Genomic DNA, 16,096 nt, shown 5'->3' on the forward strand with positions numbered 1-16,096 from the left:
CGGGCGGCCTGAGTGCTGCCAGCGCCGCCCCCTCTGCCTTGCACCCAAGGAATGGGATGGTGTAAGGTCGCCGCAACAATATCTGGGCCCGGCGAAGGGGCCCGCGATCCAGGCAGGACAGACCGTGGCCGATACCCCCGAAGATACTGGAATCACTGGCGATTTGCCCGAGCGGCCCGTGCATGACGGCCCCCAGATCGACATCGCGCAGGAAATGCGCACGGCCTATCTGGACTATGCGATGTCGGTCATCGTCAGCCGCGCGATCCCCGATCTGCGCGACGGGCTGAAGCCGGTGCATCGGCGTATTCTTTATGCAATGCAGGAAGTCGGCAACACGCCCGACAAGGCCTATCGCAAATCGGCCCGCCCGGTGGGCGACACGATGGGGAAATATCACCCGCATGGCGACAGCGCGATCTACGACGCGCTGGTGCGGATGGCGCAGCCCTTCTCGATGTCGCTGAAGCTGTTGGACGGGCAAGGGAATTTCGGCTCGATGGACGGCGATATGCCGGCCGCCATGCGCTATACCGAAGTGCGGATGGACAAGCCCGCCACCTTCCTTCTGGCCGATATCGACAAGGACACGGTCGATTTCCAGGACAATTACGACGGCAAGGACCGCGAGCCCACGGTTCTTCCGGCGCGCTTCCCCAATATGCTGGTCAATGGCGCCGAGGGCATTGCCGTCGGCATGGCGACCCGCATCCCGCCGCATAACCTGGGCGAGGTGATCGACGCCACGCTGGCGCTGATCGACACGCCCGACATTTCCATGGAAGCGCTGATGGAGATCGTGCCCGCGCCCGATTTCCCCACGGGCGGGATGATCCTGGGCCGCTCCGGCGCGCGCAAGGCCTATCTGGAAGGCCGCGGCTCGGTCATCGTGCGGGCGAAAACCCATGTCGAGGAAATCCGCAAGGACCGCTGGGCGATCATCGTCGACGAGATTCCCTATCAGGTGAACAAGGCCTCGATGGTGGAACGCATCGCCGAGACGATCCGCGAAAAGCGCATCGACGGCATCTCGAATGTCGCCGACGAATCCGACCGCGCCGGGGTGCGGGTGGTGATCGAGCTGAAGCGCGACGCCACGCCCGACGTGGTGCTGAACCAGCTTTGGCGTTTCACGCCGATGCAGATTTCCTTCGGCTGCAACATGCTGGCGCTGAATGGCGGCCGGCCCGAAACCCTGACGCTGCGCGATTTCCTGGCGCATTTCATCACCTTCCGCGAGGAGGTGGTGGCCCGCCGCACCGCGTTCGAACTGCGCAAGGCGCGCGAGCGCAGCCATATCCTGTGCGGTCTGGCCGTGGCCGTGACCAATGTCGACGAAGTCGTCGCCACGATCCGGTCTTCCGCCGATCCCTCGGAAGCGCGCGAGCGGCTGATGACCCGGCGCTGGCCCGCCCATTCCATCGCCGATTACATCCGCCTGATCGACGATCCGACCCATACGATCAACGAGGACGGCACCTATAACCTGTCCGAAGTGCAGGCCCGCGCCATTCTGGAACTGCGCCTGCAGCGCCTGACCGCCCTGGGCGTCAAGGAAGTGACGGACGAGCTGGAAGAGCTGGCCGCCAAGATCAAGGATTACCTCGACATCCTGTCGTCGCGCGACCGGATCATGGGGATCATCTCGGATGAATTGCGCGAGGTCAAAGCCGCCTTCGCCGTGCCCCGTCGCACCGAAATCGCCGATTGGGAAGGCGATATGGATGACGAGGATCTGATCGAGCGCGAGGACATGGTCGTCACCATCACCTCGGGCGGCTATATCAAGCGCACGCCTTTGGCCGAGTTCCGCAGCCAGAACCGCGGCGGCAAGGGCCTGTCTTCCATGGCCACCAAGGAAGACGACGTGGTGACGACGCTTTTCGTTGCCAATACCCATACCTGGCTGTTGTTCTTCACCACCACCGGCATGGTCTACAAGCTGAAATGCTGGCGCCTGCCGGTGGCCGGCCGCACCGCCAAGGGCAAGGCGCTGGTCAATATCCTGCCGATCGAGCCGGGCGTGTCGATCGCCGCGCTGATGCCGGTCGATGTGCCGGAAGACGAATGGGACAAGCTGCAGATCGTCTTCGCAACCTCGGATGGCGATGTGCGGCAGAACGACCTGTCGGATTTCACCAATGTCATGCGCAACGGCAAGATCGCGATGAAACTGCCCGAGGGCGTGACGCTGGTGAATGCCGCCATTGCCGATGACCGCGACGATGTGATGCTGGTCACCCGCGGCGGCCGCGCCATCCGCTTCCCCACGACCGAGATCCGCGTCTTCAAGTCGCGCGGCTCGACCGGGGTGCGCGGGATCCGTCTGGGCGCCGAGGACAGCGTGGTCTCGATGGCGATCATCCGCCATTTCGACGCGACGCCCGAAGAACGCGCCGCCTATCTGAAGCAGCGCCGCCTGATGGCCGGTGTGACCGAGGACGAGGCCGCGGATGAGGACGAAGAGGCCGTGGCGGCGGGCCAGCTGTCGCCCGAACGCTATGCCGAAATGTCGGCGGCCGAGGATCTGATCCTGACCATCACCGCCGGCGGGTCGGGCAAGCTGTCTTCCTCGCATGACTATCCGGTGCGCGGCCGGGGCGGCATGGGCGTGAAGGCGATCTCGCCCGGTCCGCGCGGCGGCCGCATCGTCGCGGCCTTCCCGGTGGATCTGTCCGACCAGATCATGCTGGCCACCTCGACCGGCCAGTCGATCCGCACGCCGGTGGAACAGGTAAGCTTCCGCTCGCGTTCGGCCGGCGGGGTCCGGGTCTTCAACGTTGCGGCGGATGAGGAAGTGGTCTCGGTCGCCCGGGTGGCGGAACAGGGCGATGAGCCCGCTTGAGGCCCGGCTCGCGGCGCTTGCCGCCGCGGGCGCGACGGAAACCTATGGCGCGCTGGCCCGCGATCTGGGCCTGCGCCTGGGCGCCCTGACCGCGGCGCTTGAGATGCTGATGGAACAGGATACCGACCAGGGCCGCCCGCTGCGCGCGGCCCTTTTGCGGGCCCGGCTGGGCGACGGCCTGCCGGCGCGCGGCTTTTTCGACAAGGCGGCGGATCTGGGCCATGACATTTCCGACCCCGCCGGCTTCACTGCCGACCAGCGGCGGCGCTTAAGCGGCCGGTAACCCTTTGCGGCCAGACTGTGCCGCAAGGAGCCCCGCGCATGAACCTCTATCATTGCCTGATCGAACTGCGGCCCGAAGCCCGCGCCCTGGCCTTTGCCCAGGCGGCGCAGCATTGGCTGGACGCGCTGCAGGGCCAGGGCCTGATCAGCGGCTGGCGGCTGATGCGGCGCAAATTCGGCCTCGCCTCGGGCGCGCATTCCGATTTCCTTCTGGAAATCGAAATCCCGGGCCTTGCCACGCTGGACGCGGCCTTCTCGGCGCTCGCCATGTCGGATGACGATGCCCAACGCCGCTACGACCAGATGCATGGCATGATCGCCAGCGCCGAAGTCGGACTTTACCGGCCCTATCCCGACCCGTCGCAACGCGAACGCATCGCCCTGATCTGATCCGTTTCATCTGTCCCGAAATATCCCGGGGTGAGCGGCGCAGCCGCGAGGGGCAGCGCCCCTTTGCAGCGCTTGCCAGCCCGCGCCCCGCCCGCTACATCGCGGGGCCATGGAACCCCTTCACATCATCGGCGGCGGCATGGCCGGATCCGAGGCGGCCTGGCAGGCCGCCCGGGCCGGCGTGCCGGTCGTTTTGCACGAGATGCGGCCCCAGGTCGCCACCTTCGCCCATCGCACCGGCGATTTCGCCGAAATGGTCTGCTCGAATTCCTTCCGCTCGGATGATGACGAACGCAATGCCGTGGGTCTTCTGCATTGGGAAATGCGGGCGGCGCAGGGGTTGATCATGGAAATGGCGACCCGCCATCGCCTGCCCGCCGGCGGCGCCCTGGCGGTGGACCGCGATCCTTTCGCCGCGGCGGTGACCGAGCGGCTGAAATCGCATCCGCTGATTTCCACGTCTTATGAAGAGGTTGCCGAACTTCCTTCATCCGGGCACTGGATCATCGCCACCGGCCCCCTGACCAGCCCCGCGCTGGCCGAAAGCATCCGCGCTGCGACCGGGGCCGATGCGCTGGCCTTCTTCGATGCCATCGCGCCGATCGTCTATGCCGATACGGTCGACATGTCGGTGGCCTGGATGCAGTCGCGCTATGACAAGGGCGAGACGGCGGAAGAACAGACCGCCTATATGAACTGCCCGATGGACAAAGCCCAGTACGAGGCCTTCATCGACGCGATCCTGGCGGCGGAAAAGACCGAGTTCCACGACGGCGAAACGGCGGGCTATTTCGATGGCTGCCTGCCGATCGAGGTTATGGCCGAACGCGGCCGCGAAACCCTGCGCTTCGGCCCGATGAAGCCCGTGGGCCTGACCAATCCGCATAACCCGGTCAAGCCCTACGCCGTGGTGCAGCTGCGCCGCGACAACAAGCTGGGCACGCTCTACAATATCGTGGGCTTCCAGACCAAGATGAAGTACGGCGCGCAAACCGCTGTTTTCAAGATGATTCCCGGGCTTGAGAATGCCAGTTTCGCCCGGCTTGGCGGCATTCACCGCAACACGTTCATCAACTCGCCCACGCTGCTGGACGATCAGATGCGCCTGCGCAGCCGCCCGAACATCCGCTTCGCCGGCCAGATCACCGGGGTCGAGGGCTATGTCGAATCCGCCGCCATGGGCCTTCTGGCGGGCCGCATGGCCGCGGCCGAGATCAAGGGCCAGGTCCTGCCGCCACCGCCGCCGGAAACCGCGATGGGCGCGCTGATCACCCATATCACCGGCGGGGCCGAGGCGAAGACCTTCCAGCCGATGAACGTGAACTTCGGCCTCTTCCCCCCGATCGACGCCAAGGGCGGCCGCAAGGGCCGCAAGGACCGCTACAAGGCCTATACCGACCGCGCCAAACAGGCCTTTACGGAATGGCTCGGGTAACCCGCTTCGCCCCGTCACCCACCGGGCCCCTGCATCTGGGCCATGCCTATGCGGCACTGGTGGCGGCCGAACGGGGCGACCGCTTTCTCCTCAGGATCGAGGATATCGACCAGGCGCGTTGCCGCTGGGCCTATGAGGTGGCGATCTATCAGGATCTGGGCTGGCTGGGCCTGCGCTGGGAGGTGCCGGTCCTGCACCAGTCGGCGCGGCTGCCGCTGTATCAGGCAGCGCTTGACCGGCTGGCGGCGCAGGGGCTGACCTATCATTGCACCTGTTCGCGCGGCGATATCCGCGCCGCCCTGTCGGCGCCGCAGGAAGGCGCGCCGATGATCGGGCCGGATGGGCCGATCTATCCCGGCACGTGCCGCGACAAGGGCCTGACCGAAGGCGCGGTGCGGCTGAACATGGCCCGCGCGATGGCGCGGCTGGGCGAGGTCGCCTATCTGGAAACCGGCACCGATCCCGGGACGCATCGTTTCGATGCCGCGCGGATGAGCCACGAGATCGGCGATGTGGTGCTGGCGCGGCGCGATATCGGCACGTCTTACCATCTGGCCGTCGTGGTGGATGACGCCGCGCAGGGGATCACCGAAGTCACCCGCGGCGCAGATCTGGCGCCCGCGACGCCGCTGCATGTGCTGCTGCAACAGCTGCTGGGCCTGCCGACACCGATCTACCACCACCACCGGCTGATCCGTGACAGCCAGGGCAAGAGGCTGGCCAAGCGCGACGATGCCCGCGCGCTGGCAAAATATCGTGCCGAGGGGGCGACGCCCGCAGACATTTGCCGCATGGTCGGTCTGTAGCCAAATTCCTTCGAAGGAATTTGCGCCCCTAAACCATCGGCGCGCTGATCACCACTTCCTGCCCGTCGCGCAGCGCGGTGTAGAAGCAGGATCGCCGGTTGGTATGGCAGGCCGGGCCTTCCTGGGTCACCAGCGCCAGCAGGCAGTCGCGGTCGCAGTCGATCCGCAACTCCACCAGCTGTTGCACATGGCCCGAGGTTGCGCCCTTGGCCCAGAGTTCCCCGCGCGAGCGGCTCCAATAGGTGACCTGGCCGGTCTGCAGCGTATGGGCCAGCGACACCGCGTTCATCCAGGCCATCATCAGCACTTCGCCGCTGGCATGGTCCTGCGCGATGCAGGGGATCAGCCCATCGGCATTGTACTTTAGGCTTGCCGGGTCGAAAGCCATGTCTCTCTCCTTGGCGGGTCGGGGCGGGCCGATTACATAGGGGGCCGCGGAGGGCATGTCCATGAGCGACGCCGATCTTGTGAAACTGTATTCCGGGCGCATTCTGGCGCTGGCGGCGGATATTCCGCTGACCGGGCGGCTGGCCTCCCCGCAGGGCACGGCGCGGCGGCGGTCACCGCTGTGCGGATCGACCGTCACGGCCGATCTGGTGCTGGCTGACGGGCGGGTGGCGGAATTCGCCCAGGACGTGAAGGCCTGCGCGCTTGGCCAGGCCTCGGCGGCGGTGCTGGGGCAGGTGGTCCTGGGCCGCAGCCGGGCCGAGCTGGAAGCGGCGCGCGATGCGCTGCGGGCGATGCTGAAAGAGGGCGGGCCGGTGCCGGCGGCGCCGTTCGACGGCTATGAAGTGCTGCTGCCGGCGCGCGATTACAAGAATCGCCATGCCTCGATCCTGCTGGCGCTGGAGGCCGCTTGCGAGGCTTTTGAGGCCGCCGAGAAGGCCCAGGCCGTCTGATCCTGTCCAGACCAAAAAAAACCGCCGCGCACCGGGGGACGGTGGCGGCGGCAGGCGCGTGTCTGAGGCGCGCTGGGGATGCATCCGAAAGGCCGGGACAGGCAGGGGATGCGCGCGCCCGGGGAACAGACCGCAGGCAGAAACCGAAAATTCAGGCGGCGCCGGGCAGGGCCAGGGCCAGGATCAGGACGGCAAACAGCAGCACCACGCCCAGCGCGTCTTCGGCGACCGAGGGCTCGCGGCGGGGCATCAGGGCTTTCAGGCGGGTCATCATGGCGTGGTGTCCTCCGTTCCTTGTTGCCCGATTGTTCTCACAATCCTTAACGGCTGTAAAGAACTTAGTGGGAACATTTGTGAAAAATTAAGGAACACCGGGGCAGGGCGCGCTGTGGCGCCCGGTTAACCCACCGAAAGCAGCCGGATCGCGCGGTCCTGATCCAAGAGCCACAGCAACAGCCGCGCCGCGCGGCCGCGCGGGCCGGTCAGGTCGGGGTCCAGCGTCAGAAGCGCACGCGCATCCATCTGCGCGGTGGCCATCAGCGCCGATTGCCGTTCCATATCGGCGATGCGGAAGCGCGGCAGGCCGGATTGCGCCGTGCCGATCAGATCGCCGGCGCCGCGCAAAGCCAGATCCTCTTCGGCGATGCGGAACCCGTCTTCGGTTTCGCGGATCACCTTCAGCCGCCGCTCGCCGCCCTCGGTCAAAGGCGGCTGGTACAGCATCAGGCAGGTCGACTCCGCTTCGCCCCGCCCGACCCGGCCGCGCAGCTGGTGCAACTGGGCCAGGCCGAAGGTCTCGGCCCGCTCGATCACCATGATCGTGGCGGCGGGCACATTCACCCCCACCTCGATCACCGTTGTCGCCACCAGAACCTGCGTCCGCCCGGCCTGGAAATCCGCCATGGCGGCGTCCTTCTCGGCCGGCGGCATCTGGCCATGCACCAGCCCGACCCGGCCTTCGCCCAAGGCCGCGCGCAGATGCTGGAACCGCTCGACCGCCGAGGCCAGATCGACCACCTCGCTTTCCTCGACCAGCGGGCAGACCCAATAGGCCTGCCGCCCCTCGGCCACCGCCTTGCGCAGATGGCCCACCACCTCGTCAAGCCGCGCCACGGGCAGAACGGCGGTGCGAATGGGCTTTCGCCCGGCGGGCTTTTCATCCAGCACCGAGACATCCATGTCGCCGTAACTGGCCAATGCCAGGCTGCGCGGGATCGGCGTTGCCGTCATCACCAGCACATCGGCGGCCTGACCCTTGGCGCCCAGCTCCATCCGCTGCGCCACGCCGAAACGGTGCTGTTCGTCGATCACCGCCAGACGCAGATCGGCGAAATCCACATCCTTCTGGAAGACCGCATGGGTGCCGAGCAGGATGTGAATCCGCCCCGCGGCCAGATCGGCCAGTTTCGCCGCCCGCTCGGCGCCCTTGTCACGCCCGGTCAGGATCTCGACCCGCACGCCCGCCGCGGCTGCGAGCGGCGCCAGGCTTTCCAGATGCTGGCGCGCCAGGATTTCAGTCGGCGCCATCAGCACGCCCTGGCCGCCAGCCTCGACCGCGACCAGCAGCGCCAGGAAGGCGACCAGCGTCTTGCCCGCGCCGACATCGCCCTGCAAGAGCCGGTTCATCCGTTGGCCCGAGCCCATATCGGCCGCGATTTCCGCGACCGCCCGGCTTTGCGCGCCGGTGGGCAGATAGGGCAGGCTTTTCAGCACCTTGTCCTGCAGGGCGCCGGTGCCGCGGCTGGACTGGCCCTTGCCGCGCCGCATCCGCGCGCGGGCCAGCGACAGGGTCAGCTGATGGGCGAAGAATTCGTCATAGGCCAGCCGCTGCCGTGCCGGATCGCCGGGCGAGGGCGCGGTGCCCGGGGCATGCGCCTGCACCAAAGCCGCGCGCCAGTCGGGCCAGCCCTCGCGCGTCTTCAGCGCCGGATCGATCCAGTCGGGCAGATCGGGCGTGCGCGCCAGGGCCGAGGCGACGGCCTTCTGCACCACGCGCTGGGTCACGCCCGCGGTCAGCGGATAGACAGGCTCCCATTGCGGCAGATCGCCGGCCTCGTCGGGGCGCAGCACATGGTCGGGATGCACCATCTGCGCCATGCCATCGAAGAACTCGACCCGGCCCGAGACCAGCCGGCGCTGCCCGGTCGGCAGCAGTTTCTGCAGATAGTCGGCGCGGGCATGGAAGAAGACCAGCATCCAGTCGGCCTGCGCATCGCGCACCTGCACCCGATAGGGCCCGCCCTTGCGCCGCGCGGGCTGATGCGCGCCCACCTCGACCTCGACCGTCAGCACGGCGGGCGGCACCACGTCGCGCAAGCTGGCGCGGCGGCTGCGATCCACCCCACCCGAGGGCAGCAGGAACAGCAGATCCTTCGGCCGCGTGACGTCAAGCGCGGCAAAGGCCTGCGCGGTCTTGGCGCCGACGCCGTCCAGCGTTTCCAGCGCCGCGAACAGCGGGAAAAGCGGTTCCGGCCGGCTCATGTGGCGCCGATCAGGGCAAGCCAGGCGTCTTCGTCGATCACCTCGATGCCCAGCTGCGCCGCCGCCTTGGCCTTCGAGCCGGCGCCGGGCCCGGCGATCAGCAGATCGGTCTTGGCGCTGACCGAGCCCGCAACCTTGGCGCCCAAAGCCTCGGCCCGCGCCTTGGCCTCGGCCCGGGTCATCTTTTCCAGCGTGCCGGTGAAGACCAGGGTCTTGCCGGCGACCGGGCTGCCTTCGGTCTGGCGCGCGGTGGGGGCCTCGATGGTCAGGAAGCCCGCCAGCCGGTCGATGGCGGCGCGCTCATGGTCATTGGCGAAGGCATCCGACAGCGACAGGGCCAGAACCGGGCCGATCCCGTCGGTCGCGACCAGATCGGTCCAGGCGGCCTGGGCTTCGGGGGCAAGACCGGCCACGTCGATCGCGGCCTTGCGCGCCTCGGCGATCCGGGCGCGGCGCGCCTGCGCCTTGGCGGCCTGCCGTTCGGCATCGGCGGCGGCATCGGCGGCGCGATGGGCCAGGGCCGCCGGGCGCGACAGATCCAGCGCCGCGGTCAGCGCGGGCCAGCTGCCGTAATGGCGGGCCAGATCCTGCGCCGCGGCTTCGCCGGCATGGCGGATGCCCAGGGCGAAGATCAGCCGGTGCAGCTCGATCCGCCGACGCGATTCGATGGCGGCGAACAGGTTCTGCGCCGATTTCTCTCCCCAGCCCTTGACCTGCGCCAAGGGCCGGGTCGCCAGATATTCCAGGCCCGCCAGGATGTGATCGGCATCGCCATCGGTGACCGGCACGCCCGCGCCGCGCAGCATCTCGGCCAGGCGGTCCAGAAGTTCGGTGCCGCGGTCGGGCAAGGCCAGCTGGCGGGCCAGCCGGTCGCGGGGGCGCGCGACCAGCGCCTCGGGCCCGCCATCGCGCGCGGCCAGGGTGAAGATGTCGGCGGGTTCGGAAATCCGGCAGAGATCGTAGAAGAATTCCACCTGTTTCGCGCCCAGACCTTCAATGTCGAAGGCGGCGCGGCTGACGAAATGGCGCAGCTTTTCAACGGCCTGGGCCGGGCAGATCAGCCCGCCGGTGCAGCGGCGCACCGAATCGCCCTCGTCGCGGATGGCGGGGCTGCCGCATTCGGGGCAGGTCTGCGGGAAGGCATAGGGGGCGGCGTCTTCGGGCCGTTGCGCCAGATCGACATCGGCGATCTTCGGGATCACGTCGCCCGCGCGATAGACCTGCACCCAGTCGCCCTTGCGGATATCCTTGCCGCCGCGGATTTCCTCGCCGGTGGCCGAGCGGCCGGCGATGTAATCTTCATTGTGCAGCGTGGCGTTCGAGACGACCACGCCGCCCACGGTGACCGGCGTCAGCCGGGCCACGGGCGACAGGGCGCCGGTGCGGCCGACCTGAATGTCGATCGCCTCAAGCCGGGTCCAGGCCAGTTGCGCGGGGAATTTATGGGCAATCGCCCAGCGCGGCGTGGTCGAGCGAAAGCCGAGCCGCTGCTGCAGCGCCAGATCGTCGACCTTGTAGACCACGCCGTCGATGTCAAAGCCCAGCGTGGCGCGCTGCGCCTCGATGGCGCGATATTGCGCCAGCATCGCTTCGGGCCCGTCACAGAGAACGGTCAGCGGATTGGTCTGGAAGCCCATCTCGGCCAGCCGGCGGATCGCGCCGAATTGGGTTTCGGCCAGCGGCGCGGAGAGTTCTCCCCAGGCATAGGCGAAAAAGTGCAGCGGCCGGGCGGCGGTGATCGCGGAATCCAGCTGGCGCAGCGATCCCGCTGCGGCGTTGCGCGGATTGGCGAAGGGCTTTTCGCCGCGCGCGATCTGGCGGTCGTTCAGCGCGGCGAAATCGGCATGGCTCATGTAGACCTCGCCCCGCACCTCCATCACCTCGGGCGCGCCGGTCACCGTTTTGGGAATATCCTTGATCGTCAAGGCGTTGGCGGTGACATTCTCGCCCACCTCGCCATCGCCGCGGGTGGCGGCCTGGGTCAGGCGGCCCTGTTCATAGCGCAAGGACAGCGACAGGCCGTCGATCTTCGGCTCGGCCGTATAGCGCAGCGCGCCGGTCAGGTTCAGATAGCGGCGGACCCGGTCGTCGAAATCGGCGACATCGCCGTCTTCGAAGGCGTTTTCCAGGCTGAGCATCGGGCGGGCATGGGCGATCTTGCCAAAGCCTTCCGCCACCGCGGCCCCGACCTGGTCCGAGGGGCTGTCGGCGCGTTTCAGGGCCGGAAACTGCGCCTCGATCGCAGCATTGCGCCGCTTCAGGGCGTCGTAATCGGCATCCGACAGATCCGGGTCGTCGCGGCGATGATAGGCCTCGTTCGCGGCGGCGATTCGCGCGGCAAGATCGGCCAGTTCGGCCTGTGCTTCGGCCTTGGTCAGCTGCTCGACGGGTTTGCGGTCCATGGCCCCTCCGGTTTGGCGCGGAGGTTAGGCGGAGGGGCGCGGCAGGTAAAGGCGGGGCGATGATGGGGAAAGGCTGGGCGCGACGGCGAAGGGCTGGGCGCGAGGGGCCGCGCCGGTCAGGCGCTGGCGGCCAGCCGCTGCACCGGCTTGTCGCCCGCGCCGGTCCCGGGGGCCGGGTCGCGCAGCACATAGCCGCGGCCCCAGACGGTTTCGATATGGCTTTCGCCCCCCGTCGCCTCGGCCAGTTTCTTGCGCAATTTGCAGATAAAAACGTCGATGATTTTCAGTTCCGGCTCATCCATGCCGCCGTAAAGATGATTCAGGAACATTTCTTTTGTCAGCGTCGTGCCCTTGCGCAGCGAAAGCAGTTCCAGCATCTGATATTCCTTGCCGGTCAGATGCACGGGCTTTCCTTCAACTTCCACCGTCTTTGCATCGAGATTGACGATGATCGTGCCGGTGCGGATCACCGATTGGCTATGGCCTTTCGAGCGGCGGATGATCGCATGGATGCGCGCGACCAGTTCTTCGCGGTGGAAGGGCTTGGTCAAGTAGTCATCGGCGCCGAAGCCGAAGCCGCGCAGCTTGTTTTCCGTGTCATCCGAGCCCGACAGGATCAGGATCGGGGTTTCCACCCGGGCCAGGCGGATCTGACGCAACACCTCATGCCCGGACATGTCGGGCAGGTTCAGATCCAGCAGGATCAGGTCGTAATCATAGAGCTTCGCCAGGTCGATCCCGTCCTCGCCCATATCGGTACAATAGACGTTCAGATTCGCATGGGTCAGCATCAGTTCGATGCTGCGCGAGGTGGTCGGGTCATCTTCGACGAGGAGAATGCGCATCCTAAAGAACCTCCGCTCCTAAGCCTTCTTCGTTAATCGGATAGGCCGGCAATGGTTAATGCGAGGTTACTGTGGCAGAGCGGCGTCGAAAAACAACTTAAAGCTGTCTGTATTTCTGGATTGTCGTTACTTTCAAAGCCTTTTCGCCATGCAGTTCCACTGCCTGGCGCCAAAGCGCGAATTCCTCTTCCGACAGGGCATAGCGAGAAAGCGCCTCGGATTGCGGAATCAGCCCGTGAATCACCGCCTTGACCACAATCGCCTTGCGGCTGGCCACCCAGCGGCGGGTATCCGGTGGCGGCAGGTCGGCCCGGCACAGGATGCTGCCATCCGGCAAGGTCACCTGACGCGGCCCGTCAACGCGTTTCAGATACATGCGAAAACCTCACTCCGTCTTCGGATCGGGCCGACCATGCGGCATCGGGCTTAAACAATGCTGAAGCCATGGCTTGAGGATGCGGCGGATTTTCCTATATTCCCCACAACTCCGGCCCCGCGCCCGGCCCGGCCGGCCGGTGCCGCTGCCTTGCCGGATCCCCGTTCCTGTCTTTGGACCTCTTGTCATGCCGCGCGATCTGCCGCTGAACTCTCTGGGCCTTCCCAAGCCCCCCGCCGAGACGCGGGTCGTCGTCGCCATGTCGGGCGGGGTCGATTCCAGCGTGGTCGCGGCGATGCTGAAAGAGGAAGGCTATGACGTCGTCGGCGTGACGCTACAGCTGTACGACCACGGCGCGGCGCTGGCCAAGAAGGGGGCGTGCTGTGCGGGGCGCGACATTCACGATGCGCGGCGCGTGGCCGAAACCATGGGATTCCCGCATTACGTGCTGGATTACGAGAACACCTTCCGCGAGGCGGTGATCGAGGAATTCGCCGAGGCCTATCTGGCCGGCGCGACGCCGGTGCCCTGCATCCGCTGCAATGAACGGGTGAAGTTCAAGGACCTGTTGGCCACGGCCAAGGATCTTGAGGCCGATTGCATGGCCACGGGGCATTACATCCAGCGCAAGCTGGGCGTGGCGGGGCCGGAGCTGCACATGGCGGCCGATCCGGTGCGCGATCAAAGCTATTTCCTGTTCTCGACCACGGCCGAGCAACTGTCTTACCTGCGCTTCCCGCTGGGCCATCTGCAATCCAAGGCGGAAACAAGGGCGCTGGCGGCGCGCTACGGATTGCCGGTCGCCGACAAGCCCGACAGCCAGGATATCTGCTTCGTGCCGGACGGCAATTATGCCGCGGTGATCGAGAAGCTGCGCCCCGGTGCCGGCCAGCCGGGCGAGATCGTCGATCTGGCGGGGCGGGTGCTGGGCCAGCACAATGGCGTGATCCATTACACGATCGGCCAGCGCCGGGGCCTGGGGATCGGCGGGCTGGACGAGCCCCTGTATGTGGTCCGGCTGGACCCCGAGACCCGCCGCGTCATCGTCGGCCCGAAAGAGGCGTTGTCGACGCGGATCGTGCCCCTGCGCGAGATCAACTGGCTGGGCGACGCCCCCTTCGACTCGCGCCCGGAATGGCAGTTGCAGGTCAAGGTCCGCTCGACCCGCGCCCCGCGCGAGGCGATCCTGCGGCCCCTGTCGGCGACCGAGGCCGAGGTCGAACTGATCGCGCCGGAAGAGGGCGTCAGCGCCGGTCAGGCCTGCGTCTTCTATGCCCCCGCCGAAGCGGCCGATCCGGGCCGGGTCTATGGCGGCGGCTGGATCTGGCGCGGCCGTTAAGGCGGCCGGCGAAGGCGGGCCCGGCGCCGCAACGGCGCTGGACCTTCCCCGCGCAATCGGCCATATCAGAAGCGAACAGACGGAGGCCTGCGATGTATTTCCTCAAGCGCCTGCTGACCTGGTGGAACAGCCAGACGATCAGCACCCAGATCTTCACCGCCCGCAAAGGCGTGAAGGTGGGCGAGGACGATCAGGGCAATCTCTATTACCGCTCGAAAGACGGCAAGCGGCGCTGGGTGATCTACAATGGCGAGATGGAAGCCTCGCGCGTGCCGCCGGATTGGCATGGCTGGCTGCACCACACCTATGACGCGCCGCCGACCGACGCGCCGCTGATTCACAAGCCGTGGGAAAAGCCGCATGTCGAGAATCTCTCGGGCAGCGCGCTGGCCTATGCTCCGCCCGGCTCGATCCGCCGGGCCGATCCCGCGCCGCGGCGCGACTACGAGGCCTGGCAGCCGGAATGAGCCGCTATGCCGCAGAGGTCGCGACCGGCGCAGCGGTGCTGGTGCTGGCGGCCGGGTTCGCCTTCTATGCCGCCAAGGGCGCGGGGCTGACGGCGGGATCGGGCGAGACCTATCCGCTGACCGCCTCGTTCCGGTCGCTGGAAGGGATCGGCGTCGGCTCTGACGTGCGGCTGGCCGGGGTCAAGGTCGGCACGATGACCGATATCAAGCTGAACCCGCAGACCTTCATGGCCGATGCCACGGTGCAGATCCGCAAAGAGATTCAGCTGCCCACCGACACTGCCATCGTGATTTCCTCGGAAGGGCTGCTGGGCGGCAATTACGTGGAACTTCTGCCGGGCGGCATGCCCGACAATCTGGCCCCGGGCGACGAGATCGAGGATACGCAGGGCGCGGTCAGCCTGATCTCGCTTTTGATGAAATTCGTGGGCGGGCAGGCCGATTCCGGCGCGGCCCCGCCAGCCGGCGCGGAGAGCGGCGGATGACGGCGCGGCTGGCGCCCGTTCTGGCGCTGCTTCTGGGCGCGGGCCCGGCGCTGGCGCAGGGCTATGCCGATGCGCCGGGGGGCGTGATCCGCTGGCTGGACAAGCTGACCGGCCAGACCGGCGATGTGGAATTGCAGCGCGGCCAGTCGGCGACCAATGGCCGGCTGACGATCCAGCTGGATTCCTGCCGCTATCCCAGCGACAATCCGGCCTCGGAAGCCGAGGCGCATCTGACCATCCTGGATTCCAGCCGCAGCGAGCCGGTCTTTGCCGGCTGGATGCTGGCCTCCTCGCCCGCGCTGTCGGCACTGGACCATCCGCGCTACGATGTCTGGGTGCTGACCTGCATCGTGCCGGGCTACAAGCCGCCGGAAGTGGCCCCCGATGCGCCCGAGGATGAGGCGACCTCGGAAGGCGAGGGGCAGTAGCCGCTGGGCGTGAAGCTGGCCGGGCGCAGCAGGGCGCTGGCCAGGCGGCTGCGATAGGCGCTGCGCGAAATCTCGATCCCGCCCAGGCTGGCCAGATGCGGGGTCAGGAACTGGGTATCGAACAGGCTGAACCCGCCCGCCCGCAGCCGGTGCATGCACCAGGCCAGGGCGACTTTCGATCCGCCCGTCTCGGCCGAGAACATCGATTCCCCGAAAAACGCCCCGCCCAGCACGATGCCGAACACCCCGCCGGCCAGGCGGTCCCCCACCCAGATTTCCACCGAATGGGCCGCCCCCATCGCGTGCAGCGCCTGATAAAGGTCGAACAGGGCGGGGTTGATCCAGGTTTCGTCCCGATCGGCGCAGGCGCGCACGACGCCCGTGAAATCGCTGTCGATGCGCGGGATATAATCCCAGCGCCGGATCCGGCGCGACAGGCTGCGCGAGATGTGGAACCCGTCCAGCGGCAGGATGCCGCGCTGCCGCGGGTCCACCCAGTGGAACCCCGCGGCCTCGCGGCTTTCGGCCATCGGGAAGATCCCGGCGCCATAGCCCTGCAACAGCAGCTCGGGCGTGATCCGCACCATGCTGCCGCCGGTCATCTGGTCAGGGGCAG

General features: G+C 67.2%; 16 protein-coding genes. 10 read left to right on the forward strand and 6 right to left on the reverse strand.

Annotated elements, in window-relative coordinates; all coding sequences use genetic code 11:
• Positions 1 to 124: 124 nt before the first annotated feature.
• From gyrA to gluQRS, 5 genes are all read left to right on the forward strand, one after another.
• Positions 125 to 2,845, forward strand: a complete 2,721-nt coding sequence (gyrA, locus tag K1Y73_RS01055; RefSeq protein ID WP_225026058.1) for a DNA gyrase subunit A — start codon at positions 125 to 127, stop codon at positions 2,843 to 2,845.
• Positions 2,832 to 3,128, forward strand: coding sequence for a hypothetical protein (locus K1Y73_RS01060; RefSeq protein WP_225026059.1), 297 nt, complete (start codon positions 2,832 to 2,834; stop codon positions 3,126 to 3,128). The genes gyrA and K1Y73_RS01060 overlap by 14 nt, the downstream gene beginning before the upstream one ends.
• A gap of 38 nt (positions 3,129 to 3,166) precedes the next feature.
• Entirely contained in the window at positions 3,167 to 3,517 is a 351-nt protein-coding gene (locus K1Y73_RS01065) for a DUF6614 family protein (protein ID WP_225026060.1), read from the forward strand.
• Positions 3,518 to 3,626: 109 nt separating this feature from the next.
• A complete protein-coding gene (trmFO, locus tag K1Y73_RS01070) occupies positions 3,627 to 4,952 on the forward strand; it encodes a methylenetetrahydrofolate--tRNA-(uracil(54)-C(5))-methyltransferase (FADH(2)-oxidizing) TrmFO (protein WP_225026061.1) in 1,326 nt (441 codons plus the stop codon).
• Positions 4,940 to 5,758 carry a tRNA glutamyl-Q(34) synthetase GluQRS gene (gene gluQRS / locus K1Y73_RS01075; RefSeq protein WP_225026062.1) on the forward strand — a complete coding sequence of 273 codons (819 nt, stop codon included), beginning with the start codon at positions 4,940 to 4,942 and terminating at the stop codon, positions 5,756 to 5,758. Before trmFO ends, gluQRS begins: the two co-directional genes overlap by 13 nt.
• A gap of 28 nt (positions 5,759 to 5,786) precedes the next feature.
• On the opposite strand, the gene hisI is transcribed toward gluQRS, so the two are convergent.
• On the reverse strand, positions 5,787 to 6,146 hold the full coding sequence (hisI, locus tag K1Y73_RS01080) for a phosphoribosyl-AMP cyclohydrolase (RefSeq protein WP_225026063.1): 360 nt from the start codon (positions 6,144 to 6,146) through the stop codon (positions 5,787 to 5,789).
• 61 nt (positions 6,147 to 6,207) lie between these two features.
• On the opposite strand from hisI, the gene K1Y73_RS01085 reads away from it, so the two are divergent.
• Complete coding sequence (locus K1Y73_RS01085) at positions 6,208 to 6,657, forward strand: iron-sulfur cluster assembly scaffold protein (RefSeq protein WP_225026064.1); 450 nt, start codon at positions 6,208 to 6,210, stop codon at positions 6,655 to 6,657.
• A 399-nt stretch (positions 6,658 to 7,056) separates the two neighbouring features.
• Here the strand turns inward: K1Y73_RS01085 and recG are convergent, their stop codons facing one another.
• The 4 genes from recG to sciP all read right to left on the reverse strand — a co-directional run bounded on the left by recG (position 7,057) and on the right by sciP (position 12,761).
• Entirely contained in the window at positions 7,057 to 9,138 is a 2,082-nt protein-coding gene (gene recG, locus K1Y73_RS01090) for an ATP-dependent DNA helicase RecG (protein WP_225026065.1), read from the reverse strand.
• A complete protein-coding gene (ligA, locus tag K1Y73_RS01095; protein WP_225026066.1) occupies positions 9,135 to 11,540 on the reverse strand; it encodes an NAD-dependent DNA ligase LigA in 2,406 nt (801 codons plus the stop codon). Before ligA ends, recG begins: the two co-directional genes overlap by 4 nt.
• Before the next feature lie 116 nt (positions 11,541 to 11,656).
• Positions 11,657 to 12,385: a response regulator transcription factor CtrA gene (ctrA, locus tag K1Y73_RS01100; protein ID WP_225026067.1), complete on the reverse strand. Its 729-nt coding sequence runs from the start codon at positions 12,383 to 12,385 to the stop codon at positions 11,657 to 11,659.
• 97 nt (positions 12,386 to 12,482) lie between these two features.
• Positions 12,483 to 12,761 carry a CtrA inhibitor SciP gene (sciP, locus tag K1Y73_RS01105; protein WP_225026068.1) on the reverse strand — a complete coding sequence of 93 codons (279 nt, stop codon included), beginning with the start codon at positions 12,759 to 12,761 and terminating at the stop codon, positions 12,483 to 12,485.
• Positions 12,762 to 12,948: 187 nt separating this feature from the next.
• Between sciP and mnmA the strand changes: the two genes are divergently transcribed.
• The 4 genes from mnmA to K1Y73_RS01125 all read left to right on the forward strand — a co-directional run bounded on the left by mnmA (position 12,949) and on the right by K1Y73_RS01125 (position 15,480).
• Positions 12,949 to 14,100, forward strand: coding sequence for a tRNA 2-thiouridine(34) synthase MnmA (mnmA, locus tag K1Y73_RS01110; protein ID WP_225026069.1), 1,152 nt, complete (start codon positions 12,949 to 12,951; stop codon positions 14,098 to 14,100).
• Positions 14,101 to 14,192: 92 nt separating this feature from the next.
• The gene (locus K1Y73_RS01115) at positions 14,193 to 14,567 is read left to right on the forward strand and encodes an NADH:ubiquinone oxidoreductase subunit NDUFA12 (protein ID WP_225026070.1); all 375 of its coding nucleotides are present in this window, start codon (positions 14,193 to 14,195) and stop codon (positions 14,565 to 14,567) included.
• Positions 14,564 to 15,052: an outer membrane lipid asymmetry maintenance protein MlaD gene (gene mlaD / locus K1Y73_RS01120; protein WP_225026071.1), complete on the forward strand. Its 489-nt coding sequence runs from the start codon at positions 14,564 to 14,566 to the stop codon at positions 15,050 to 15,052. Before K1Y73_RS01115 ends, mlaD begins: the two co-directional genes overlap by 4 nt.
• Complete coding sequence (locus K1Y73_RS01125; RefSeq protein WP_225026072.1) at positions 15,049 to 15,480, forward strand: DUF2155 domain-containing protein; 432 nt, start codon at positions 15,049 to 15,051, stop codon at positions 15,478 to 15,480. The genes mlaD and K1Y73_RS01125 overlap by 4 nt, the downstream gene beginning before the upstream one ends.
• On the opposite strand, the gene aat is transcribed toward K1Y73_RS01125, so the two are convergent.
• Entirely contained in the window at positions 15,411 to 16,082 is a 672-nt protein-coding gene (aat, locus tag K1Y73_RS01130) for a leucyl/phenylalanyl-tRNA--protein transferase (RefSeq protein WP_225026073.1), read from the reverse strand. The genes K1Y73_RS01125 and aat overlap by 70 nt on opposite strands.
• Positions 16,083 to 16,096 lie beyond the last annotated feature (14 nt).

Source organism: Xinfangfangia pollutisoli (genome assembly GCF_020179405.1).
Lineage (GTDB): Bacteria > Pseudomonadota > Alphaproteobacteria > Rhodobacterales > Rhodobacteraceae > Pseudogemmobacter > Pseudogemmobacter pollutisoli.

Coding starts and splice junctions, on each gene's coding strand:
- trmFO (WP_225026061.1), top strand. CDS start 3,627: ATGGAACCCCTTCACATCATCGGCGGCGGCATGGCCGGATCCGAGGCG.
- mnmA (WP_225026069.1), top strand. CDS start 12,949: ATGCCGCGCGATCTGCCGCTGAACTCTCTGGGCCTTCCCAAGCCCCCC.
- recG (WP_225026065.1), bottom strand. CDS start 9,138: ATGAGCCGGCCGGAACCGCTTTTCCCGCTGTTCGCGGCGCTGGAAACG.
- K1Y73_RS01085 (WP_225026064.1), top strand. CDS start 6,208: ATGAGCGACGCCGATCTTGTGAAACTGTATTCCGGGCGCATTCTGGCG.
- ctrA (WP_225026067.1), bottom strand. CDS start 12,385: ATGCGCATTCTCCTCGTCGAAGATGACCCGACCACCTCGCGCAGCATC.
- aat (WP_225026073.1), bottom strand. CDS start 16,082: ATGACCGGCGGCAGCATGGTGCGGATCACGCCCGAGCTGCTGTTGCAG.
- K1Y73_RS01060 (WP_225026059.1), top strand. CDS start 2,832: ATGAGCCCGCTTGAGGCCCGGCTCGCGGCGCTTGCCGCCGCGGGCGCG.
- K1Y73_RS01115 (WP_225026070.1), top strand. CDS start 14,193: ATGTATTTCCTCAAGCGCCTGCTGACCTGGTGGAACAGCCAGACGATC.
- K1Y73_RS01125 (WP_225026072.1), top strand. CDS start 15,049: ATGACGGCGCGGCTGGCGCCCGTTCTGGCGCTGCTTCTGGGCGCGGGC.
- K1Y73_RS01065 (WP_225026060.1), top strand. CDS start 3,167: ATGAACCTCTATCATTGCCTGATCGAACTGCGGCCCGAAGCCCGCGCC.
- hisI (WP_225026063.1), bottom strand. CDS start 6,146: ATGGCTTTCGACCCGGCAAGCCTAAAGTACAATGCCGATGGGCTGATC.
- mlaD (WP_225026071.1), top strand. CDS start 14,564: ATGAGCCGCTATGCCGCAGAGGTCGCGACCGGCGCAGCGGTGCTGGTG.
- sciP (WP_225026068.1), bottom strand. CDS start 12,761: ATGTATCTGAAACGCGTTGACGGGCCGCGTCAGGTGACCTTGCCGGAT.
- gluQRS (WP_225026062.1), top strand. CDS start 4,940: ATGGCTCGGGTAACCCGCTTCGCCCCGTCACCCACCGGGCCCCTGCAT.
- ligA (WP_225026066.1), bottom strand. CDS start 11,540: ATGGACCGCAAACCCGTCGAGCAGCTGACCAAGGCCGAAGCACAGGCC.